This is a genomic window from Allobosea sp. LjRoot90, assembly GCF_964254315.1.
Taxonomy (GTDB): Bacteria; Pseudomonadota; Alphaproteobacteria; order Rhizobiales; family Beijerinckiaceae; genus Allobosea.
Map to the genome: position 1 here is coordinate 207,744 of NZ_CAXUTF020000003.1, position 20,109 is coordinate 227,852.

The window sequence follows — 20,109 nt, forward strand, 5'->3', positions numbered from 1 at the left end:
GCCGCAGCCATGCCCCTGATCGAGGTGCGCGATCTCTCCCGGGTCTACGATCTCGATTCCGGCCGCGTCACTGCGCTGGCCGACGTGACGCTCGACATCGAGGCCGGCGAACTCGTCGCCGTGATGGGCCCGTCGGGCTCGGGCAAGTCGACCTTCATGAATCTGGTCGGCTGCCTCGACCGGCCGACCGGCGGCCATTACCGGCTCGACGGTGTCGCGGTCGAGACGCTCTCCAGCGACGGACTCGCCGCGCTCCGCAATCGCAAGCTCGGCTTCGTCTTCCAGCAGTTCAACCTGCTGCCGCGGGTCGACGCCTGCGCCAATGTCGAGCTGCCGATGGTCTATGCCGGGCTCGACGGCAAGGCGCGGCGCGAACGGGCGCTCGCTGCCCTCGCCCGCGTCGGCCTCGCCGACCGCGCCCATCATCGGCCGATGCAGCTCTCAGGTGGCCAGCAGCAGCGCGTCGCCATCGCCCGGGCCCTGGTCAACCAGCCGCGCCTGCTCCTCGCCGACGAGCCGACCGGCGCGCTCGACAGCCGCACCGCGCTCGAGATCCTCGCCCTCTTCCAGGACCTCAACCGCGAGGGCGTCACCGTCGTGCTGGTGACGCATGATGCCGAGGTCGCCCGCCATGCCCGCCGGGTCGTGCGCTTCCGCGACGGCCATGTCATCGCCGACACCCGCCAGGAGCCGGCCGATGCACGCGCCGCGCTCGCCGCCCAAGACACCGCCACCCCGCTGCCGGAGGCTGCCGAATGAGCCTGCTGGAAGCCATCCGCTCCGCCCTCTCCGCCATCGGCGCCAATGCGCTGCGCTCGGCGCTGACCATGCTCGGCATCATCATCGGCGTCGCCGCCGTCATCGCCATGGTTGCGATCGGCTCGGGTGCGCGCGAGCGGGTCGACAGCCAGATCAAGTCGCTCGGCGCCAATCTCGCCATCATCCAGGCCGGCAACGTCACACAGGGCGGCGTCAGGCTCGGTGCCGGCGCCTCCTCGACCCTGACCGATGAGGATGCCCGCGCCGTCGCGGCCGAGGTCGAGGACGTCGCCGCCTCCGCCTCGGTGATCACCACCCGCGCCCAGGCCGTCTATGCCGGCACCAACTGGTCGACGACGATCACCGCGACCGATCTCGATTTCTTCGCCGCCCGCGAATGGGGGCTCGCCGAGGGCCGCCTGTTCGAGCCGGAGGAACTGCGCCGCGGCGAGATCGTCGCCATCATCGGCCAGACCGTGGCGAAGAACCTGTTCGGCGAGAGCGATCCGCTCGGCCAGATGTTCCGCATCCGCAACGTGCCCTTCAAGGTCATCGGCGTGATGGCCGGCAAGGGCCAGTCGGCGCTCGGCCAGGACCAGGACGACGTCATCTTCGTGCCGCTCGACACCGGCCGGCGCCGCATCATCGGCCGCAACTACGCCCGCGACCGCTCGGTCCAGACCATCATGGTCAAGTTCGCCAGCGAGGAGGCAATCGCGCCGGGCATCGAGCAGACCCGCGCTTTGCTGCGCCAGCGCCATCGCCTCGTCGAGGATCAGGAGGACGACTTCATCGTCCGCAACCTGACCGAGATCGCCAACACCGCGACCGCAGCCGCCAGCACCCTCTCCTGGCTGCTGGCGGCGGTCGCCGGCGTCTCGCTGCTGGTCGGCGGCATCGGCATCATGAACATCATGCTGGTCTCGGTGACCGAGCGCACCCGCGAGATCGGCCTCCGACTCGCCGTCGGCGCCCGCCAGCGCGACGTGCTCTCGCAATTCCTGATCGAGGCGACGACGCTGGCGACCATCGGCGGCGCCGTCGGCATCGCGCTCGGCATCGGCGCCGCCACCGGAATCGCCCGCTTCGCCGGCTGGCCCTTCGTGATCTCGCCGCAGACCATCCTGGTCGCCGTCGGCGTTTCCGGCCTGATCGGCGTCTTCTTCGGCTTCTACCCGGCGCGCCAGGCCGCCCGGCTCGACCCGATCGAGGCGCTGCGACGCGAGTGACGCGGCAATCTTCGTTAACCCTTCCGCCCTAGCGTCGTCGGACTCGCCGATCACTCGACGCAGGGCGCAGAGCCAGACGATGCCGCTCTCCGACGCCGAAGCCAGACGCCTCTACGACCAGGCCGCGTTGATGGCCGGCATCGGCGCCTGGGAATGCCGGCTCGCCGACACCCAATTGAGTTGGACCGACGGCATCTACGACCTCTTCGGCCTGCCACGCGGCTCGGCGATCCACCGGCCTTCGATCGTCGACCTCTACTACGATGACTCGCGCGCCGAGATGGAGCGCCTGCGTGGCCGGCTGATTGCATCCGGGCAGGGCTTCAGCATTGACGCCCGGATCCGTACCGCCGCCGGCGCCGAGCGCTGGATGCGCCTTTCCGCCTCTGTGACGCACGAGCACGGCCGGCCGGTCCGCATCCACGGCGCCAAGCAGGACATCACCGGCGAGAAGGACATGTGGCTGGGGCTGCGCCGGCTCGCCTATAGCGACCCGCTGACCGGCCTCGCCAATCGCCGCGCCTTCGAGATGCAGCTCTCCGATCTGCGCCGCCACACTGGCGATAATTGCGCGCTCGGCGTCCTCGCCATCGTCGACCTCGACAATCTGAAGCCGATCAACGATCGCTTCGGCCATGCCGCCGGCGATGAATGCCTGCGCCAGATTGCGATGCGGCTCGAGACCTCGCTGAGCGACGCCGCGATCATCGCCCGCATCGGCGGCGATGAGTTCGGCCTGCTGCTCTGCTCGGCTGCCGGCCGCCCCTATCTGCTTCACCGGCTGGAGCAGGCCCAGAAGGCGCTGGCGCGCCCGGTCACCTGGCGTGACACCACCATCGCGGTCAGCGCCTCGATCGGCGCGACCATCCTGCGCCCCGGCCTCCTGCACGATCCGGAGCGGCGCTTCGCCGAAGCGGATTCGGCGCTCTATGTCGCCAAGGCGGCCGGCCGCAACTGCCTGCGCCTGTTCGGCGATCCGGTCGAGGTGGCGGGCGACGTGGCGATGGCTGGTGCTCGCGGGTTGCGCGCGAGCTAGGCCGAGAGCTGATGAGCTGGAGCGGCAGCTTCCGACCCGTTGCGGACGTTCGCTAGTGCTCTTTTCCATCCCCGGTGACTGGCGCATCCGGGTCGCTGAGCGGCTGATGCATCATCGCCAACGCACATGCGCTTATTGCTAGCGATGCGGCTCAACCGGCTCCATTCCCTCGTATTCCCAGAGCAGATTTATTCGCAGTCGGTCAATGCATTCAGGCCAGCCAAGCGCCAAGCTGGGCTCCAATATGGCGTTCAATGCATCTTGGATCGGCTTTAGAGCAATTGCCGAAACAATGATCTTCCTCTCATCGGTCCACTCCGCTGGAGTGCTGTCATGGGCGCGTGCGGGATCAGCCATGAAGTTGGGAGTAACGAAGAACGCAAAGAAAATATTGCTGCCATCGACGCCTTTCGGCCCAACATCGATATCTACGCCAATAGATTCGTACTCGTAAGAAGCAAAATCGAACTCTTCTAGCACGTAACCGGACACATGCGTAAACTTCAGTTCTGCCTCTTGCACGGCTGTTCTTCCACCAAGCCATCGCCTGCAACTGCGGTATCGGCTGCTCAACCGGTTAGATTGACCAATCACCTTTCGCAAGTCAGCCTTGGTCGAACTGAACGTCCGCTCCCGACCCTTAGCTGACCTCAGCGCGTGCCAGTGATGTGCTCCCTGCGTCGCTGTCGCCGAAGGCGGCCGCCCCTTACAATCGTCGGCGAAAGATACCGACGCTGGGGCGGCCGCATGTTCGGCAGGTCAGGCGAAGATAAAGTCGGACGCCGTCACTGTTTGCGCCGAGGCGTTGACGAGCCAAACAGCGGTGTCGCTATCGACCTGGATGACGAAATAGGTGCCGTTCTGATACGAATGCGAGAGCACGTCGGCGAGGGAGGAGAAGCCCGATCCTTCGAAGCGCACGACGTCGGCACCGTCCTTCCAGTCCTGGACCACCTGCACCGAAGCGATATCCCTGACGACGAACGTGTCGCTCCCGGCACCGCCGAAATAGTAATTCACGCCCTCGCCGCCCTCGAGATAGTCATCGCCGGCTTCGCCGAGCAGAACATCCGTGCCGCCACCACCATAGGCAATGTCGTTTCCGTCCCCGAGGTAGAAGTAGTCGTCGCCGTCATAACCGTAGGCGGTGTCGGCGCCGGCCCCCAGGACGAAAATCTCGTTACCGGCTGCCCCTACGCCGACGTCGTTGCCATCGCCGCCGTAACCGGATCCGCCGGCGCTCCCCATGTAAAGGTAGTCATCTCCAGCGTTGCCGACGAGCAGGTCGCGCCCGTTGCCGCCGACCAGCACGTCATGCCCGCCGCCGCCATAGAGCGAATCGTTTCCGTCTCCCCCGAAGATCGACATGCGCTGCGTGTTGCTTACAGTCTGGGGATTGACGATAAAATCGTCGCCATCGCCACCGATGACGATTGCCGTGTCGCCGATACCCGAATAGCCGGCATAGATCGTGTCGTTGCCCTGGCCGCCGTCGATTAGCCCTGTATTCGACGCGTTAATGACGTCGTCACCCAAGCCGCCATAGGCGACTCCGCCGTAAAACCCGCTCTTGCCAACGGTTATGGTATCGTTGCCATCGCCGCCATAGGCAGCGCCGCCATAATTCGTGATCTGATCGTCACCCCCGTCGCCAAAGGTGGACGAGCCGCCGCCGAGCCCGAGGCTCGTGCTGATGATGGTGTCGTTGCCGTTGCCGCCATAGAGGACGCCGTTGATGGCGTACCCGCTGCTGTAGTCGAGCGTGTCGTCGCCTTCGCCGCCGTACAGCTCCGGAGCGACCATGCCCAAATAGGTCAGCGTGTCATTGCCGTCGAGCCCGTACTGGATGTTGTCCGTCGCGCTGGTGTGGACGTCGTTCCCGGGAGTGCCGGTGTATGTGGGCATGCTGGTCTCCGTCCCGTAGCGTTAGCCTTGTATCCTATACCGAGCACAAAACAGGCTAGCATGGCTAGAGGTTGCGCAGGTCCGCCCATAACAAAACTCGCGGCCTGGACACTGTCACCTGGTTCGTCACGCTCTGGTGCTCGCTCAAAGTCTGCTTCCGAGAAGGCGACGGGTGTCAGCTCACGACCCACTCCGGACATCGACACCACCCATCGTCGTGGAGCGCGCCACAGCCGCGCTGACGCGATCTGACGTAAATCCGTCAGACAGCGCCGCAACCTTTCGGCAACCTTCTTTGGACCATCGTCCGCAAGCGGACAGATTCCGCTGACGGCTCTCGCGTCGTATCCCAAGTGGCCGCTCGGCCCGCGCGTTCGCTGAACGCGAGCGAACAATTCCGTTCAGGTGGCGTTGCAATTGCGACTGCGATCATCGCCTCAACAAATCAGGAGACCTTTCATGCGACATCTATTGATCGCCGCTGCCCTGCTCATCGGCTCCGCCACGGCGGTCAGCACCGCCTCCGCGGCCGAGCTCAGCGGATCGCTTCCCTCTGCGACCGCGCAGCAACTCGACAGGCTGCCGGCGGAGTTCACCGCGAGCGACGCGAAGATGCGGCGGATGCAGATCATCCAGGACAACCTCGATCGCCAGCGTTACGGCCGCGGTGGCGGCTATGGACGCGGTTACGGCGACGGTTACGGGCGCGGCTACGGACGTGGTTATGGCGGCGGCTACGGCGGCGGTTACGGTTACCGGCGCGGATATGGCGACGGCTATGGTCGCCCCCGCTACGATCGCTGGTGAGTTGAAGCAGCGGCCTCGCTAAAGAGCGAGGCCGCTCCACGCCCACGAAGTACGTGAACAGAGGCAAGAGGGTTGAGGCGCCCTCGACCCTTGGAGTCGCACCTCCCAAAAAATCGCCGCAGCCTTGTCGGAACCTTCCCCCCGCGTTCGTCCTTGAAGCGACAGGCCAATCTCTGGCTTGATGGCGCAGCAGGGAGCATCGCGATGAAAGTCACCCAGAATCTCTGGTTCGATAAGGACATGGAGGCCGCGATCAGCCTCTACACCTCGCTGATCCCGAACTCGGCGCTCGAATGGAGCAGTGCTTTGCCGGCAGAGTCGCCGAGTGGGCCAGCCGGAAGCGTCAAGATCGCCTCCTTCATCATCGGTGGCCAGCGCTATCAGGCCTTCGAGGCCGGGCGCTCCGATGCGTTCAACCACACCTTCTCGATCGTGGTCGAATGCGACACGCAGGCCGAGATCGACCGGCTCTGGGACGCGCTAGGCGAGGGCGGCCAATTCGAGCAATGCGGCTGGCTCAAGGATCGCTGGGGCGTGTCCTGGCAGATCACGCCCAAGCGCCTCGGCGAATTGATCCGTGACCCCGATCGAGCCAAGGCCCAGCGCGTCGCCGAGGCGATGCTGCAGATGGTCAAGCTCGACATCGCCGGGCTGGAAGCCGCGGCGAAGGGCTGAGTTCCGCCGCTCAGGCCGCCTGCGCTCGCACCGTGGCCTGCGCCTTCAGCTTGGCGCCGACCTCGGCGATCGCAAGGATCGCCGGCACGTACTCCTGTCCGAGGTCGGTCAACGCATATTCGGTCGAGGGCGGGCTCGTCGGCACCACCTTGCGGTGAACGACCCCCTTGCTCTCCAGCACCCGCAGGCGCGCGCTCAGCATCTTGGCCGAGATCGCCGGGATGTCGCGCCGCAGTTCCCCGAAGCGGCGCGGCCCACCGCTCAGGAACCAGATCACGTTCGGCGTCCAGGCCCCGCCGAGCACCTGCATGCAGGCGCCGACATTGCAGGTCTCGGGCTGTGGCAAAGCGCGGTTCTTCCTGAGTTTCAAGGCCATGCAGCAATCCCTCCGGTTACCGGGAGGATACCGGAAAACGCAGTTACAACAAGTTACCCCGTATACAGAGGTAACTGCTTCCGCCTAGCTCTCCGCCATCGTCAACGCGGAGAGAAATCGCCATGAAGCTCTACTACTCGCCGGGCGCTTGCTCGCTTTCACCCCATATCGCCCTGCGCGAGGCCGGCCTGCCCGTCACCCTGGAGAAGGTCGACCTGATCGCCGGCCGGACCGACACTGGCGCCGACTATGCCGCGGTCAATCCCAAGGGCTATGTCCCCGCACTGCAGTTCGACGATGGCTCTGTGCTGACCGAAGGCGCGGTCATCGCCCGCTACATCGCCGATCTTGCCCCCGCTGCCGATCTGGCGCCCAAGCCGGGCAGCTTCGAGCGCTTCAAGCTCGAGGAGGTCATGAACTTCATCGGCAGCGAATTGCACAAGGCCTACACGCCGCTCTTCCTCCCAGACACCACCGAGGACGGCAAGGTGGCGGCGCGGACCCGCGTCGCCAGGAAGCTCGCCTATATCGAAGCCCTCCTCGCCGATGGCCGCAACCATCTCCTCGGCGAGCATTTCACCGTCGCCGACGGCTACCTCTTCACTATCGTCAACTGGTCCGACAGCCGCGGCGTTCCGCTCGACGCCTTCCCGAAGCTGCGAGCGTTCATGGCGCGGATCGGCGCCCGCGCCGGCGTGCAGGAGGCAATGCGGGCCGAGGGCTTGCTCCAGTGAGCGCCGATCCGCGCTTTGCCGAGATCGTCGCCGCGCTCGATGCTTACTTCGACGGGCTTTACCACAGCGACGCCGATAGGCTCGGGCAGCTCTTCCACCCGCAGGCGATCTATGCCTGCGGCACCGAGGGTAGCCTGACCTACCTGACCCTGGCGGAGTATCTGCCGATGGTGGCGAAGCGGCCTTCGCCGGCAAGTCGCGGCGAGCCCCGCCGCGATCGCATCCTCTCGATCGAGTTCGCCGGGCCGGTCACTGCACTGGCCCGCGTCGAATGCGCCATCGGCCCCAAGCGCTTCACTGATCTCCTGAGCTTCGTCAGGCTCGACGGGCACTGGCGCCTGATCGCCAAGGTCTTCCATTTCGACCTCGACGAGGCGGCCTGAACAGCGGAAATCGGGCCGCCGGCGGATACAGGAGCCGGCGGCCAGGTATCAGCCAGCGACCCGCCACCGTCGTGACGCATAGTCACCGGGCTGTCGTACGACCTGCCTAGGACTCCGCTTGCCAGGTGGGGAAACCGGCACGGAGAAACGCGCGTGTCCATTGCGGGACGCGCGCGCTGATGCTCGCCGTGACGCCTCGACCCGGCCGCGCCCCTTGTCGGAGTCGAGAGCATGCAAGTCGATATCTTCACGCAGGTGATCGTGCCTGTGGTCGGTGGCCTGGGCATCTTCATGCTCGGCCTCGAATTCATGAGCAACGGCATCCAGAATCTCGCCGTCAACAAGATGCGGGCGCTGCTCGCCAAGATCGCCGGTACACCGGTCAAGGGCGTTCTGGCCGGCACCTTCATCACCGGCATCATCCAGTCCTCGACCGCGATGACCGTCATGGTCGTCGGTCTCGTCAACGCCGGCGTGATCGGGCTGCGACCCGCGATCAGCGTGATCATGGGTGCCAATATCGGCACTACCCTCGGCAACGGCCTAATCGCCCTGCCACTCGGCCCGCTCGGCCTGTTCCTCGCCGGCATCTTCGCGCTGCTTCACATCTTCGCCAAGACCGACAAGGTGAAGAACATCGCGCTCGCCTGCATGGGCTTCGCGCTGATCTTCTACGGCCTCAACCTGATGACCGGCGGCCTGCGCCCGCTGCGCGCCATGCCGGAGGTGATGGGCGTCATCTCTTCGCTCAAGGCCGACAGCTATCTCGGGCTGCTCTACTGCGTGCTGATCGCCGCTGGCATCACCGCGATGATCCACTCCTCCTCGGCGACGATCGGCATCGTCATGGGCCTCGGCGCCGCCGGCATCCTCGACTGGAAGACCGCCGTCGCCTTCTCGCTCGGCGCCGATCTCGGCACCACCATCACCTCCTGGATGGCCTCGCTCAACCTGACCAAGAACGCCAAGCGCGCCGCCTATTTCCACATCTCCTTCAACATCATCGGCGTCGCCATCACGATACCGCTCTTCTTCGTCTCGATGGACGTGCTCACCTGGGCGATGCAATGGTTCGGCGGCGATCCGGGCGCGGCTGTCATCAAGGACGGCAAGGAGACCTATCCGCTCATCCCTGTCGCAATCGGCCTCTACTCGACCTTCTTCAACATCTTCAACACCGTTCTGCTCTTCCCCTTCGTCGGAGTGTTCGAGCGGATTCTGCTGAAGGTCGGCGCGTCGCATCTGGACGATGTCGAGGACTACTCGCAGCCGCGTTTCCTCGCCAAGGCGACCGACCATGGCCATGCCGTCGCGAACATCCAACAGGAGACCGGTCGCTATCTCCAGGCGACACAGCTCTTCCTCGACATCGCCCGCAATAAGCCGGATGCGCCGGAGAAGAGCGACGAACTCTACACTGCGATCGACGTGCTCAACCGCGACATCCGCGCCTACACGTCCGGCATGTTCACATCCGAGATGCCCTATGCCCGTGCCGACCTCGTCGCGAGCCTGATCGAGGAAGAGGACTTCACCGCGAGCCTCGGCGAGACGCTCTACCAGATCGCCCGCCGCATCGAGCGCCAGCCCTTCGGCGCGCCCGGCCGCGAGATCGTCGACAGCGTCATCGACCAGGTCGCCGAGGCGATGCGCGCCATTGTGCCGGCCGGGCAGGACACGCCTGCCGTCTCTGCCGAGGCCGAACCGCGCATTGCCGCCCTGACGGCTGTCCGCGAGCGTTGCCTGCGCCTCGGCGCCGAGCTGCCCTGGGTCGAGCGCGGCGCGATCCTGGCGCTGCTCGGCTCGGCCGAACGCGCCTACTTCCTGATCGAGCGCATCGATGACGAGCGTCGCTCGGTCTCGCGTGTCGTGCCGGTGACGGAAACTGGCAAGCAGACCCGCGAAGCCAGCGATTTCGGCGCCGCCGCAGTGCCGGCCTAATCAAGTCTAGAATAGTCCGACAACGAGCGGGCCGCCTTCGGGCGGCCCGTTTGCCATTTCTGCTCGGCCTTTATCGTCATTGCGAGCGTAAGCGAAGCAATCCAGGGGGCTTGCCGCCATATGCTGCCGCTCCCGAATTGCGTCGTCGCTTCGCTCCTCGCAATGACAGTGCAACCTGAAGCGCGGAGCGAATTATCGCCTGTCCGGCGCAAGGCGCGGCGATCGATAGGATAAGAGGATGCCTACCATGACACCGAAGGCGATTTTCCTGCTCGCGCCCGCTTTGGCGCTCCAGACCGCCGCCACCTTGGCCAAGGACGGTCTGAGCTGGGGGATCCGGCAGGATGGCGAGGGCATCGTCGTCGCCTATGAGATGCCGCAGACCGACGACCAGCGCCTGTTTTTCTCCTGCGATTTCGCCAGCAAGAGCCTGACCGTCAGGATTCCCTTCTTCAAGGAAGGCATGAAGGACAACGCCACGACAACCGCCAAGCTGTCGTCGAGCGGCGGGCAGGCCGATCTGAGCATGAAGCTGATCCGCGATGAGATGGGCAATCACTTCGAGGCGATGACGACGCTGACGCCGGCGCTTCAGTCGGTGCTGCGCAAGGGGCAGAGCCTTACCTTGCGCATCGAGGGCGAGACACAAAGCTTCCCGCTCGCCGGCGGGCAGAAGGGCTTTGCCGTGATGGCGCAACGCTGCGGCGGGTGACCGGCAGGCGCCCCAGCTGAAGCGACAGCCAGGCTGTGCCGTATCGGGCGAAGCCCGCACGCGCACAGCCTGTCATTGGCAACGGTGTCAGCCGGCTCTGGCGGCACGAAAGCCATGGCTCTTCGCGGCCCATGCGACCACGAATGTAGCGGCGAGAAGCGCGGCCAGCACCCACGGAAAAGGCGCAACGCCAAGTCCGCTCAGCAGCAATCCGCCGACGATGCCGCCACCTGCAATGGCGAGGTTCCACGTCGTCACCAGCATCGACTGCGCGACATCGGCCGCATGGCCGGCAGCCTTGGCCGAGGCGGTCTGAAACAATGTCCCGGCCCCACCGAAGGCTAGTCCCCAGACGGCGACCGCGCCATAGATCACTCCCGGCACCGTTCCGGCGATCCCGAGCGCCAGGGCGGAAAAGCCGAACAACGCGATGCTCGCAAGAACCAGTTCGCGCAGCCAGCGATCGATCAGGGCGCCTGTGATCCAGATGCCGAGCAGCGATGCAACGCCAAAGACCAGCAGCACGACATCGGTCCGGTTCTTGATGCCAGCCGGCTCGAGGAAAGGCGCGATATAGGTGTAGAGGGTGTTGTGGGCGAGCACATAGGCAAAGACCACGAACAGGACCGGCCGCAGGCCCGGCAGCATGAACACCGTCTTCAGCCCGAATTCCTGACCCCGCTTCTGGCCGGGAAAATCAGGCACCTTGGCCAGCACCCAGAAGACGAGGAGCACCGTCAACCCGCTCATCACGCCGAAGGTCCAGCGCCAGCCCAGGAGCGTGCCGAGGAACGTTCCTGTCGGAATGCCGAGCGAGAGGGCAAGCGGCGCTCCGACCATCGCGACGGCGATCGCGCGACCCTGCAGATAGTCGGGCACCATCCGCGCGGCATAACCAGCCGCCAGCGCCCAGAGCAGGCCCGCACTCATGCCCGCGACGAAACGGGCAACCAGCGTGACGGCATAGCTGTCGGAGATGGCTGTCACCGTGTTGACGATGGCGAAACCGCCGATGGCGATCAGCAGCAGCGTGCGCCGCCGCCAGTTCTGCGTGGCAATCGTCAAGGGAATCGCGGAGACGAGCGAACCTATCGCGTAGACGGTGACAAGCTGGCCGATCAGCGCCTCGGATTTTCCAAGGCTCTCAGCCATTTGCGGGAGTAGCCCCGATGGCAGGATCTCGGTCAGGAGCGTGATGAAAGCCGCCATGGCGAGCGCCAGCAGGCCCCCTAACGGCAGCCTCGCGTCGGTTGCGCCAGTCGAGAGCGTGTTCGTCGCGGATGTCATGGGCAGAGCGCTTTCAAAGATGTGTCGGCGCTTGTGGTAGCCGGTTCTCATTGACCGAAAAACAGGACACAATTCACAATACTTTGGACATTTCCGTCACGCGTGAGGGATCGCGACATGGACAGCCTTGGAGCTCTCTTCGCCTTTGTGCATGCGGCCGATGCCGGTGGTTTCACCGAAGCCGGCCGCAAGCTCGGCATCTCGGCATCGGCCGTCAGCAAGGCCGTGGCGCGTCTGGAGGATCGGCTTGGCGCACGGCTGTTCCACCGTTCGACCCGCAGCGTCACGCTGACGCCGGAGGGCGCGATCTTCCTCGAACGCTGCCGGCGCATTCTCTGCGAATATGAGGCCGCCGAGCTCGAGCTGTCGCAAAGCCAGGCGGCACCGCAAGGCAGGCTGCGTGTCAGCCTACCGTCGATGAGCATGATACCCATGGCGAAACTCGCCGCATTCAAACGGCGCTATCCGCAGGTTGAGCTGGAGCTGGATGCCACTGACCGGGTGGTCGATGTGATCGGCGAGGGTTTCGATGTCGTGATCCGCACGGGAGAACATGCCGATTCCAGGCTGATGACCCGAACGCTCGGCTATTTCCGCCGGCCGATTGTCGGTTCGCCGGACTATTTCCGTCAGATGGGAACGCCGGAAACGCCGGAAGATCTCGCCCGGCATTCCCGCCTCGTTTATCGCTACGCCTCCACGGGAAAGCTCGACCAATGGCCCTTGTCCAGAAATGGCGAGCCCGTGCAGATCGACATGCCGATCAGCGTGGTGACGAACGCGCTCGAAGCGCAGATCGGCCTCGCCGAAAGCGGGCTCGGTATCGCCTGTGTTCCCGACCTGTCGGTCGTAGCGCAATTGCAGCGAGGCTCGCTTGTCAGCATCCTCGACAGCTACGTGGAGGTGCGGACGAAGCTCAGCTTGATGTGGCCCGCGAGCCGCCACGCCTCGCCGAAACTGCGAGCCTTCGTCGACTTTGCGGCCGAAGAGTTCCTGGCCGCATGACCCCGCCTCACCGCGCTCGCAGCGAGGCGCCCTACTCCGCCGCCTCCGCATAGGCGCTCGGCTCGTAGTTCAGGATCGGCGAAAGCCAGCGCTCGACCTCGCGAATGTCCATGCCCTTGCGGACGGCGTAGTCCTCGGCCTGGTCGCGCTCGACCTTGGCGACGCCGAAATAGTAGGCGTCCGGATGCGAGAGATAGAGGCCCGAGACCGATGAACCCGGCCACATCGCATAGCTCTCGGTCAGCTTGACGCCGACGCGGCGTTCGGCCTGCAGCAGCTCGAACAGTTGTGCCTTCTCGGTATGGTCGGGCTGGGCCGGATAACCCGGCGCCGGCCGGATGCCCCGGTATTCCTCGCGGATCAGGTCCTCGTTCGAGTAGGTCTCATCCGGCGCATAGGCCCAGAACTCGGTGCGCACGCGCTGATGCATGCGCTCGGCAAAGGCCTCGGCGATGCGGTCGGCCAGCGCCTTGACCATGATCGAGCGGTAATCGTCGTTGTCGCGCGCGAATTTCTCCGAGATGCGCTCCTCCTCCGCGCCGGAGGTCACCACGAAGGCGCCGACATAGTCGGGCCGCTCGATGCCTTCCGGCGCGACGAAATCGGAGATGCACATGTTCGGCTTGCCGTCGCGCTTGGAGAGCTGCTGGCGCAGGCCGTGGAAGGTGGCGAGCGTCTCCTGCCGGCTCTCGCCGGTATAGAGGCGGATATCGTCGCCGACAGTGTTCGCCGGCCAGAAGCCGATCACCGCCTTTGGGTTGAACCAGCGCTCCTCGACGACGCGCTTCAGCATCGCCTGCGCATCGTCCCAGAGCGCGCGCGCCGCCTCGCCCTGCTTCTCATCCTCGAGGATCGCAGGGTACCGGCCCTTCATCTCCCAGGTCTGGAAGAACGGCGTCCAGTCGATCAGCGGTACGAGATCGGCGATGTCATAGGTCCGGAACACGCGCGTGCCGAGGAAGGTCGGCTTCGGCGGCTGGTAGCCGGCCCAGTCTGGCTTGAAGGCATTGGCGCGGGCCTTCGCCAGCGGCAGGCGCTGCTTGTCGGCCTCCGAGCGGCGATGCGCGGCGGCGACCTTGGCGTACTCGGCCTGGATGCCCTCGACATACGGTCCCTTCTGCTCCTTTGAGAGCAGGCTGGAGACGACGCCGACGGCGCGCGAGGCGTCGGTGACATAGACCGTCTGGCCCTGATTGTAGGCCGGGTGGATCTTCACCGCCGTGTGGACGCGGCTCGTCGTCGCCCCGCCGATCAAGAGCGGGATATCGAAGCCCTCGCGCTCCATCTCGGAGGCGACGGTGACCATCTCGTCGAGCGAGGGCGTGATCAGCCCGGAGAGGCCGATGATGTCGACCTTTTCCTTGCGCGCCGTGTCGAGGATCTTCTGCGTCGGCACCATCACGCCGAGGTCGATGACTTCGTAGTTGTTGCACTGGAGCACGACGCCGACGATGTTCTTGCCGATGTCGTGGACATCGCCCTTCACCGTCGCCATCAGCACCTTGCCGGCGGCCGAGCGCTCGCCGCCGCCGTTGAGGCGCTTCTCCTCTTCCATATAGGGCATCAGATAGCCGACGGCCTGTTTCATCACGCGGGCCGACTTCACCACCTGCGGCAGGAACATCTTGCCGGCGCCGAACAGGTCGCCAACCACGTTCATGCCGGCCATTAGCGGCCCCTCGATGACATGCAGCGGCTTCTCGGCCTGCGCCCTCGCCTCTTCCGTATCGCGGTCGATGAACTCGGTGATGCCGTTGACCAGCGCATGCTCCAGGCGCTTGTTCACATCGGCCTCGCGCCAGGCGAGGTCCTTGCCCGAGACGGCGACTGAGCCATCGCCCTTGAAGCGCGGTGCGGCGTCGAGCAGGCGCTCGGTCGAATCCTTGCGCCGGTTGAGGACGACGTCCTCGCAAAGCTCGCGCAACTCCGGATCGAGGTCATCGTAGCTGCCGAGCTGGCCGGCGTTCACGATGCCCATGTCCATCCCGACCTTGATGCAATGGTACAGGAAGACCGAATGCATCGCTTCGCGGACCTTCTCGTTGCCACGGAACGAGAAGGACAGGTTGGAAACGCCACCTGAGATATGGGCGTGCGGCAGGGTCTCGCGGATCGTGCGGGTCGCGTTGATGAAGTCGTTGCCGTAGTTGTCGTGCTCCTCGATGCCGGTCGCCACCGCGAAGATGTTCGGATCGAAGATGATGTCCTCGGGCGGGAAGCCGGCCTGCTCGGTCAACAGATTGTAGGCGCGCGTGCAGATCTCGATCTTGCGCTGATAGGTGTCGGCCTGGCCGGTCTCGTCGAAGGCCATGACCACGACAGCGGCGCCGTATTGCCGGCAGATGCGGGCGTGTTCGAGGAAGGCTTCCTCGCCCTCCTTCATCGAGATCGAATTGACGATCGGCTTGCCCTGGATCGTCTTGAGGCCGGCCTCGATCACGTGGAATTTCGAGGAATCGACCATGATCGGCACGCGGGAGATATCCGGCTCCGAGGCGATCAGATTGCAGAACTCGGTCATCGCCTTCTCGGAATCGAGCAGGCCCTCGTCCATGTTGATGTCGATGACCTGCGCGCCGTTGGCGACCTGGTCGCGTGCCACGTCGAGCGCCGCGGCGAAGTCGCCGGCGGTGACCAGCTTGCGGAACTTCGCCGAACCGGTGACGTTGGTGCGCTCGCCGATATTGACGAACGGAATGGTCTCATCGAGCGTGAACGGCTCGAGCCCGGCGAGACGCAGATACGGCTTGGGCTCCGGCACGCTGCGCGGCGCCTTGCCGGCGACGGCCTCCGAGATCGCGCGAATATGGTCCGGCGTCGTGCCGCAGCAGCCGCCGACCATGTTGACGAAGCCGGAATCGGCGAACTCGGCCAGCATCTTCGCGGTCGCTTCCGGCCGCTCGTCATAGAGGCCGAACTCGTTGGGCAGGCCGGCATTGGGATAGGCGCAGACCAGCGTGCCGGCGACGCGCGACATGTCCTTGATGTGCGCGCGCATCTCGCGGGCGCCGAGCGCGCAATTGAGGCCGATCGTCAGCGGATCGGCATGGCGCACCGCGTTCCAGAAGGCCTCGACCGTCTGGCCAGAGAGCGTGCGGCCGGAGAGGTCGGTGATCGTGCCGGAGATCATCACCGGCAGCTTCAGGCTCTTCTCGCGAAAGACCTCCTGGATCGCGACGATCGCGGCCTTGGCGTTGAGCGTGTCGAAGATCGTCTCGATCAGCAGCAGCTCCGAACCGCCGTCGATCAGCCCGCGCACCTGCTCGGCATAGGACTCGCGCACCTGATCGAAGGTGACGGCGCGGAAGCCGGGATTGTTGACGTCGGGCGAGATCGAGAGCGTGCGGTTGGTCGGGCCAATCGCGCCGGCGACGAAGCGGCGCCGGCCGTCCTCCTTGCGGGCGATCTCGGCGGCCTCGCGGGCGAGCCGGGCGCATTCGACATTGAGCTCATAGACGATGGCCTCCATGCCGTAATCGGCCTGGGCGATCGAGGTGCCGGAGAAGGTGTTGGTCTCGACGATGTCGGCGCCGGCCCGGTAGTAGGCGAGATGGATGTCGCGCAGCGCATCCGGCAGCGTCAGGGCGATCAGGTCGTTATTGCCCTTGAGATCGTGGTTCCAGCCCTTGAAGCGCTCGCCGCGGAAATCGGCCTCGGTCAGCTTCAGGTCCTGGATCTGCGTCCCCATCGCACCGTCGAGGATGAGGATGCGCTCGGACGCGGCCTGGCGCAGGGCGCGCTCGATCTCGGCGCCGTCGACGGGAGCGGGCTTGTAGTCGGACATCAATTTACTCCGCCGCCACCTGCTGCGCCTGCGCCTTCTCCGGCTTCAGGCCGACGAGATGACAGATCGCATAGACCAGGTCGGCTTTATTCATCGTGTAGAAATGCAGGTCGGAGACGCCGCGGTCGATCAGGTCGAGCACCTGCTCGGCGCAGACCGCGGCGGCGACCAGCCGGCGCGTCGCGGCGTCATCCTCCAGCCCCTCAAAGCGGTCGGCCAGCCATTGCGGCACGCTCGCCCCGGTCTTGCGGGCGAAATTCGCCGTCTGCTTGAAGTTCTGAACCGGCACGATGCCGGGCAGGATCGGGATCTCGATGCCCCTGGCGCGGACCTTGTCGAGATAGCGGAAATAGACGTCGTTATCGAAGAAGAACTGGCTGATCGCCCGCGTCGCGCCGGCATCGACCTTCTTCTTCAGGGCGTCGATATCGGCATCGAGCGAGGCGGCTTCAGGATGCTTCTCGGGATAAGCCGAAACCGTGACCTCGAAATCTCCGACCTTGCGGATGCCGGCGACCAGGTCGGAGGTCTGGTGATAGCCTTGCGGATGGGGCTCATAGGTGCTGCCGAGGCCGCCGGCCGGGTCGCCGCGCAGCGCCACGATATGGCGCACGCCCGCCGCCCAATAGGCGCGGATGACCTCGTCGACCTCGTCCGTGGTCGCAGAGACGCAGGTCAGATGTGCTGCCGGCTTCAGGCCGGTCTCGTCGACCATGCGCTTGACGGTGTTGTGCGTGCGCTCGCGGGTCGAGCCGCCGGCACCGTAGGTCACGGAGACGAAGGCCGGCCCGAGCGGCTCGAGCCGGCGCACGCTCTCCCACAGGCTGACTTCCATCTCCTCGTTCTTCGGCGGGAAGAACTCGAAGGAGACGCGCGGACGGCGCGAGCCGTGGCGGCTGGGACGGAACGCGTTCATCACGCAACCTCACGATCGAACTGGCGAAGCGGGAAATCGCCCTGGAGGCGCCGGTCGCGCCCGCGCCAGAGCATGACGCCGAGCTGGCCGCAAGCGCCATCAGCAGCGGTGATCTCTTCGGCGAGATCGCATTCGAGGCCGGCCTCGGCGAACCACGCGGCGATCTCGTCCTTTTCGAAGCCGAGCCGGCGATGGGCGTGCTCGGTACGCAGGAATTCCATCTCGTGCGGCGCGAAGTCGACCAGGATCAGCCGGCCACCGGGCGAGAGCAGCGCCGCCGCTTCGCGCAACGCGCGCGCCGGATCGTCGAGGAAATGCAGGACCTGGTGCACGATCACCAGGTCGAACGAACCGCGTGCGAAGGGGAGCGCATAGATGTCGCCCTGCCGAAGCTCGACCCGCGACAGCCCCGCCTTCTCCAGATTGGCCCGCGCCACCGCCAGCATGGCGTGACTGGCATCGACGCCGACCGCCCGTCCAGCCTTTGGCGCCAGCCGCTCCAGCATGCGCCCGGTGCCGGTGCCGAGATCGAGCAGGGCCTGCATCGGCGTCTCGCCGACGGCGGCCTCGACAGCCGCTTCCACGGCCGCGTCCGGCACATGCAGCGAGCGCAGCTGGTCCCATTCGCGCGCGACATTGGCGAAATAGGATTGCGCAGCCGCGGCCCGGCTCGCACGTACCGCAGTGAGGCGCTCGCGGTCGGCCGCCAGAACAGGGTCGGCGGGATCGAGATCGCGGGCGAGCGTCAGCGCCAGCGCACCGCCCGCTGTTCCATCGTCGAGCCGGAAGAAGGCGAACGCGCCTTCGCGGGAACGGCGCAGCAACCCGGCCTCCGCCATCAGCTTGAGATGGCGCGAGATCCGCGGCTGCGACTGGCCGAGAATGTCGGTGAGATCGGAGACCGAGAGCTCGCCTTCCGCCAGCAACGCCAGGATCCGCAGGCGCGTCTCCTCGCCCGCTGCGCGCAGGCAGGCCAGCAAGGTCGGCAGCGAATGATGGGAGGGGCGAGTCACTGCGAGCGGCCTCGGTTTCTCTGTGAAAGATATAAAGATATCTTTATGTCAAAACAGCTCGCATTACAAGCCCTCGCGAACCTCTCCACCCCCTGCAGAAGCCGCCCGCATCGCCTCGCGCAGCACGGTGAAAATTCTGGGATCTGCGGCCTGCGCCACGTTGAAGCGCATGAAATGCCGCGCCGTCCGCGACAGGCTGAAGGCATTGCCCGGCGCGAGCACGACCCCCTCGCCGAGCGCATGCCGGGCAATCTCGGCGCCGTCGAGCTCTCCCGGCAGGCGGCACCACAGGAACAGCCCTCCACGCGGCGTCAGCCAGGGCTCGATGCCGAGTTCGGCGAGTCGGCCCCGCGTTTCCGCCATGGCTCGGCCCAGACGCTGGCGCAGCGCCTCGACATGCCGGCGATAGCTGCCATCCTTCAGCACGTCGAGCACCAATTCGGCCGCGAGCCGCCCGCCGCCGAAAGAGAGCGCGACCTTGAGATCGACCAGCCCCTCGACCCAGTCTCGTCGCGCCGCGATGTAGCCGCAGCGCACCGAGGCCGATAGCGTCTTCGAGAAGCTGCCGATCTGGATCACCCGCTCCAGACCGTCGAGCCCGGCGAGCCTCGGCGCCACCTCCGGTTCGATATCGCCGAAGATGTCGTCTTCGACGATGGTCAGCCCGGACTGCTCGGCGAGCTTGAGCAGGCGATGCGCGGTTGCAGCCGACAGCGTCGCGCCGGTCGGATTGTGCAGGGCAGAATTTGTGACATAGAGCCGCGGCCGGTGCTCGGTCAGCGCCTGCGCGAACAGGGCAAGATCGGGCCCCGACGGCGTATAGGGCACGCCGACGATCTTCACCCGGTGGACGCGCAACAGCGCATGAAAATTGAAATAGCAGGGATCGTCGACCAGCACCGTGTCGCCGGGCTCGAGCAGAAAGCGGCAGACCAGGTCGATCGCCTGCGTGCCCGACTCGGTCAGGACGATCTGGTCCGGCGAGGCCTCGACGCCGCGCTCCGCCAGGCGATGGGCGAGCAGATGGCGCAGCGCCGGCAGGCCAAGCGGCGTGCCGTATTCGGCCAATGTCCCGGCCTCGGCCCGGCTGAGCCGGCGCAGCGCCTGGCGGATCGAGGCCTCTGGCATCCAGTCAGGCGGCAGCCAGCCGCATCCGGCTCGCAGCCCCCCGACACCGGCTTCGAGTGATTGCCGGGAGAGCCAGAGCGGATCGATGGCCCGGTCGAGCTTCGGTGCGACATCGGCGAGCGAAAGCGGTGGCAGGCGCCGAACGTAGAAACCGGAGCCGCGTTTCGCCTGGATCGCCCCTTCCGCAGCCAATCGTTCATAGGCCTCGACCACAGTCGATTTCGACACGCGCATGCTCTCGGCGAGGCCGCGGATCGAGGGCAGCTTGGCGCCGGGCACCAGCGTTCGCCCGGCGATGCGCTGCCGGAGCGTCGCCATGACGCGCCCGACGAGGGTGTCGCCGACTGCCGCAGAATCGGCGGAATCCTTAATCTGTCCTGCTTCCAGCATCAGCACAGTTTGCCCAAACTGTACCGAAT

General features: G+C 65.7%; 18 protein-coding genes. 10 read left to right on the forward strand and 8 right to left on the reverse strand.

Annotated elements, in window-relative coordinates; translation table 11 throughout:
- Window positions 1-9 precede the first annotated feature (9 nt).
- From ACSQ3M_RS13005 to ACSQ3M_RS13015, 3 genes are all read left to right on the forward strand, one after another.
- Window positions 10-759 carry an ABC transporter ATP-binding protein gene (locus ACSQ3M_RS13005; protein ID WP_436150502.1) on the forward strand — a complete coding sequence of 250 codons (750 nt, stop codon included), beginning with the start codon at window positions 10-12 and terminating at the stop codon, window positions 757-759.
- Window positions 756-1,988: an ABC transporter permease gene (locus ACSQ3M_RS13010; RefSeq protein ID WP_436150503.1), complete on the forward strand. Its 1,233-nt coding sequence runs from the start codon at window positions 756-758 to the stop codon at window positions 1,986-1,988. Before ACSQ3M_RS13005 ends, ACSQ3M_RS13010 begins: the two co-directional genes overlap by 4 nt.
- A 79-nt stretch (window positions 1,989-2,067) precedes the next feature.
- Entirely contained in the window at window positions 2,068-3,024 is a 957-nt protein-coding gene (locus ACSQ3M_RS13015; RefSeq protein WP_436150504.1) for a diguanylate cyclase domain-containing protein, read from the forward strand.
- A 138-nt stretch (window positions 3,025-3,162) separates the two neighbouring features.
- On the opposite strand, the gene ACSQ3M_RS13020 is transcribed toward ACSQ3M_RS13015, so the two are convergent.
- Window positions 3,163-3,546 (reverse strand): Imm8 family immunity protein, encoded by a 384-nt coding sequence (locus tag ACSQ3M_RS13020; protein WP_436150505.1) that lies wholly within the window; start codon window positions 3,544-3,546, stop codon window positions 3,163-3,165.
- A gap of 237 nt (window positions 3,547-3,783) precedes the next feature.
- A complete protein-coding gene (locus ACSQ3M_RS13025) occupies window positions 3,784-4,929 on the reverse strand; it encodes a calcium-binding protein (RefSeq protein WP_436150506.1) in 1,146 nt (381 codons plus the stop codon).
- A gap of 459 nt (window positions 4,930-5,388) precedes the next feature.
- Here ACSQ3M_RS13025 and grrA point away from each other — a divergent pair, with 459 nt between their 5' ends.
- Entirely contained in the window at window positions 5,389-5,736 is a 348-nt protein-coding gene (gene grrA / locus ACSQ3M_RS13030) for a GrrA/OscA1 family cyclophane-containing rSAM-modified RiPP (RefSeq protein ID WP_436150507.1), read from the forward strand.
- Between the two features lie 204 nt (window positions 5,737-5,940).
- Window positions 5,941-6,411 carry a VOC family protein gene (locus ACSQ3M_RS13035; protein ID WP_436150508.1) on the forward strand — a complete coding sequence of 157 codons (471 nt, stop codon included), beginning with the start codon at window positions 5,941-5,943 and terminating at the stop codon, window positions 6,409-6,411.
- A gap of 10 nt (window positions 6,412-6,421) precedes the next feature.
- Here ACSQ3M_RS13035 and ACSQ3M_RS13040 read toward each other — a convergent pair whose 3' ends face one another.
- Window positions 6,422-6,787, reverse strand: coding sequence for a winged helix-turn-helix transcriptional regulator (locus tag ACSQ3M_RS13040; protein ID WP_436150509.1), 366 nt, complete (start codon window positions 6,785-6,787; stop codon window positions 6,422-6,424).
- Between the two features lie 122 nt (window positions 6,788-6,909).
- Between ACSQ3M_RS13040 and gstA the strand changes: the two genes are divergently transcribed.
- The 4 genes from gstA (at window position 6,910) to ACSQ3M_RS13060 (ending at window position 10,557) form a co-directional block, all read left to right on the forward strand.
- Window positions 6,910-7,521 carry a glutathione transferase GstA gene (gene gstA, locus ACSQ3M_RS13045; protein ID WP_436150510.1) on the forward strand — a complete coding sequence of 204 codons (612 nt, stop codon included), beginning with the start codon at window positions 6,910-6,912 and terminating at the stop codon, window positions 7,519-7,521.
- Window positions 7,518-7,904 carry a nuclear transport factor 2 family protein gene (locus ACSQ3M_RS13050; protein ID WP_436150511.1) on the forward strand — a complete coding sequence of 129 codons (387 nt, stop codon included), beginning with the start codon at window positions 7,518-7,520 and terminating at the stop codon, window positions 7,902-7,904. Before gstA ends, ACSQ3M_RS13050 begins: the two co-directional genes overlap by 4 nt.
- A gap of 231 nt (window positions 7,905-8,135) precedes the next feature.
- Window positions 8,136-9,845 carry a Na/Pi cotransporter family protein gene (locus ACSQ3M_RS13055; protein WP_436150512.1) on the forward strand — a complete coding sequence of 570 codons (1,710 nt, stop codon included), beginning with the start codon at window positions 8,136-8,138 and terminating at the stop codon, window positions 9,843-9,845.
- A gap of 247 nt (window positions 9,846-10,092) precedes the next feature.
- Window positions 10,093-10,557, forward strand: coding sequence for a hypothetical protein (locus tag ACSQ3M_RS13060; RefSeq protein WP_436150513.1), 465 nt, complete (start codon window positions 10,093-10,095; stop codon window positions 10,555-10,557).
- A gap of 87 nt (window positions 10,558-10,644) precedes the next feature.
- Here the strand turns inward: ACSQ3M_RS13060 and ACSQ3M_RS13065 are convergent, their stop codons facing one another.
- On the reverse strand, window positions 10,645-11,844 hold the full coding sequence (locus ACSQ3M_RS13065) for an MFS transporter (protein WP_436150514.1): 1,200 nt from the start codon (window positions 11,842-11,844) through the stop codon (window positions 10,645-10,647).
- 117 nt (window positions 11,845-11,961) lie between these two features.
- Between ACSQ3M_RS13065 and ACSQ3M_RS13070 the strand changes: the two genes are divergently transcribed.
- A complete protein-coding gene (locus ACSQ3M_RS13070; protein ID WP_436150515.1) occupies window positions 11,962-12,849 on the forward strand; it encodes a LysR family transcriptional regulator in 888 nt (295 codons plus the stop codon).
- A 31-nt stretch (window positions 12,850-12,880) separates the two neighbouring features.
- On the opposite strand, the gene metH is transcribed toward ACSQ3M_RS13070, so the two are convergent.
- From metH to ACSQ3M_RS13090, 4 genes are all read right to left on the reverse strand, one after another.
- Entirely contained in the window at window positions 12,881-16,633 is a 3,753-nt protein-coding gene (metH, locus tag ACSQ3M_RS13075) for a methionine synthase (protein ID WP_436150516.1), read from the reverse strand.
- A 4-nt stretch (window positions 16,634-16,637) separates the two neighbouring features.
- Window positions 16,638-17,549 carry a methylenetetrahydrofolate reductase [NAD(P)H] gene (gene metF, locus ACSQ3M_RS13080; protein WP_126109588.1) on the reverse strand — a complete coding sequence of 304 codons (912 nt, stop codon included), beginning with the start codon at window positions 17,547-17,549 and terminating at the stop codon, window positions 16,638-16,640.
- On the reverse strand, window positions 17,549-18,562 hold the full coding sequence (locus ACSQ3M_RS13085; RefSeq protein ID WP_436150517.1) for an ArsR/SmtB family transcription factor: 1,014 nt from the start codon (window positions 18,560-18,562) through the stop codon (window positions 17,549-17,551). Before ACSQ3M_RS13085 ends, metF begins: the two co-directional genes overlap by 1 nt.
- 63 nt (window positions 18,563-18,625) lie before the next feature.
- Window positions 18,626-20,080, reverse strand: coding sequence for a PLP-dependent aminotransferase family protein (locus ACSQ3M_RS13090; protein WP_436150518.1), 1,455 nt, complete (start codon window positions 20,078-20,080; stop codon window positions 18,626-18,628).
- Window positions 20,081-20,109: the final 29 nt, after the last annotated feature.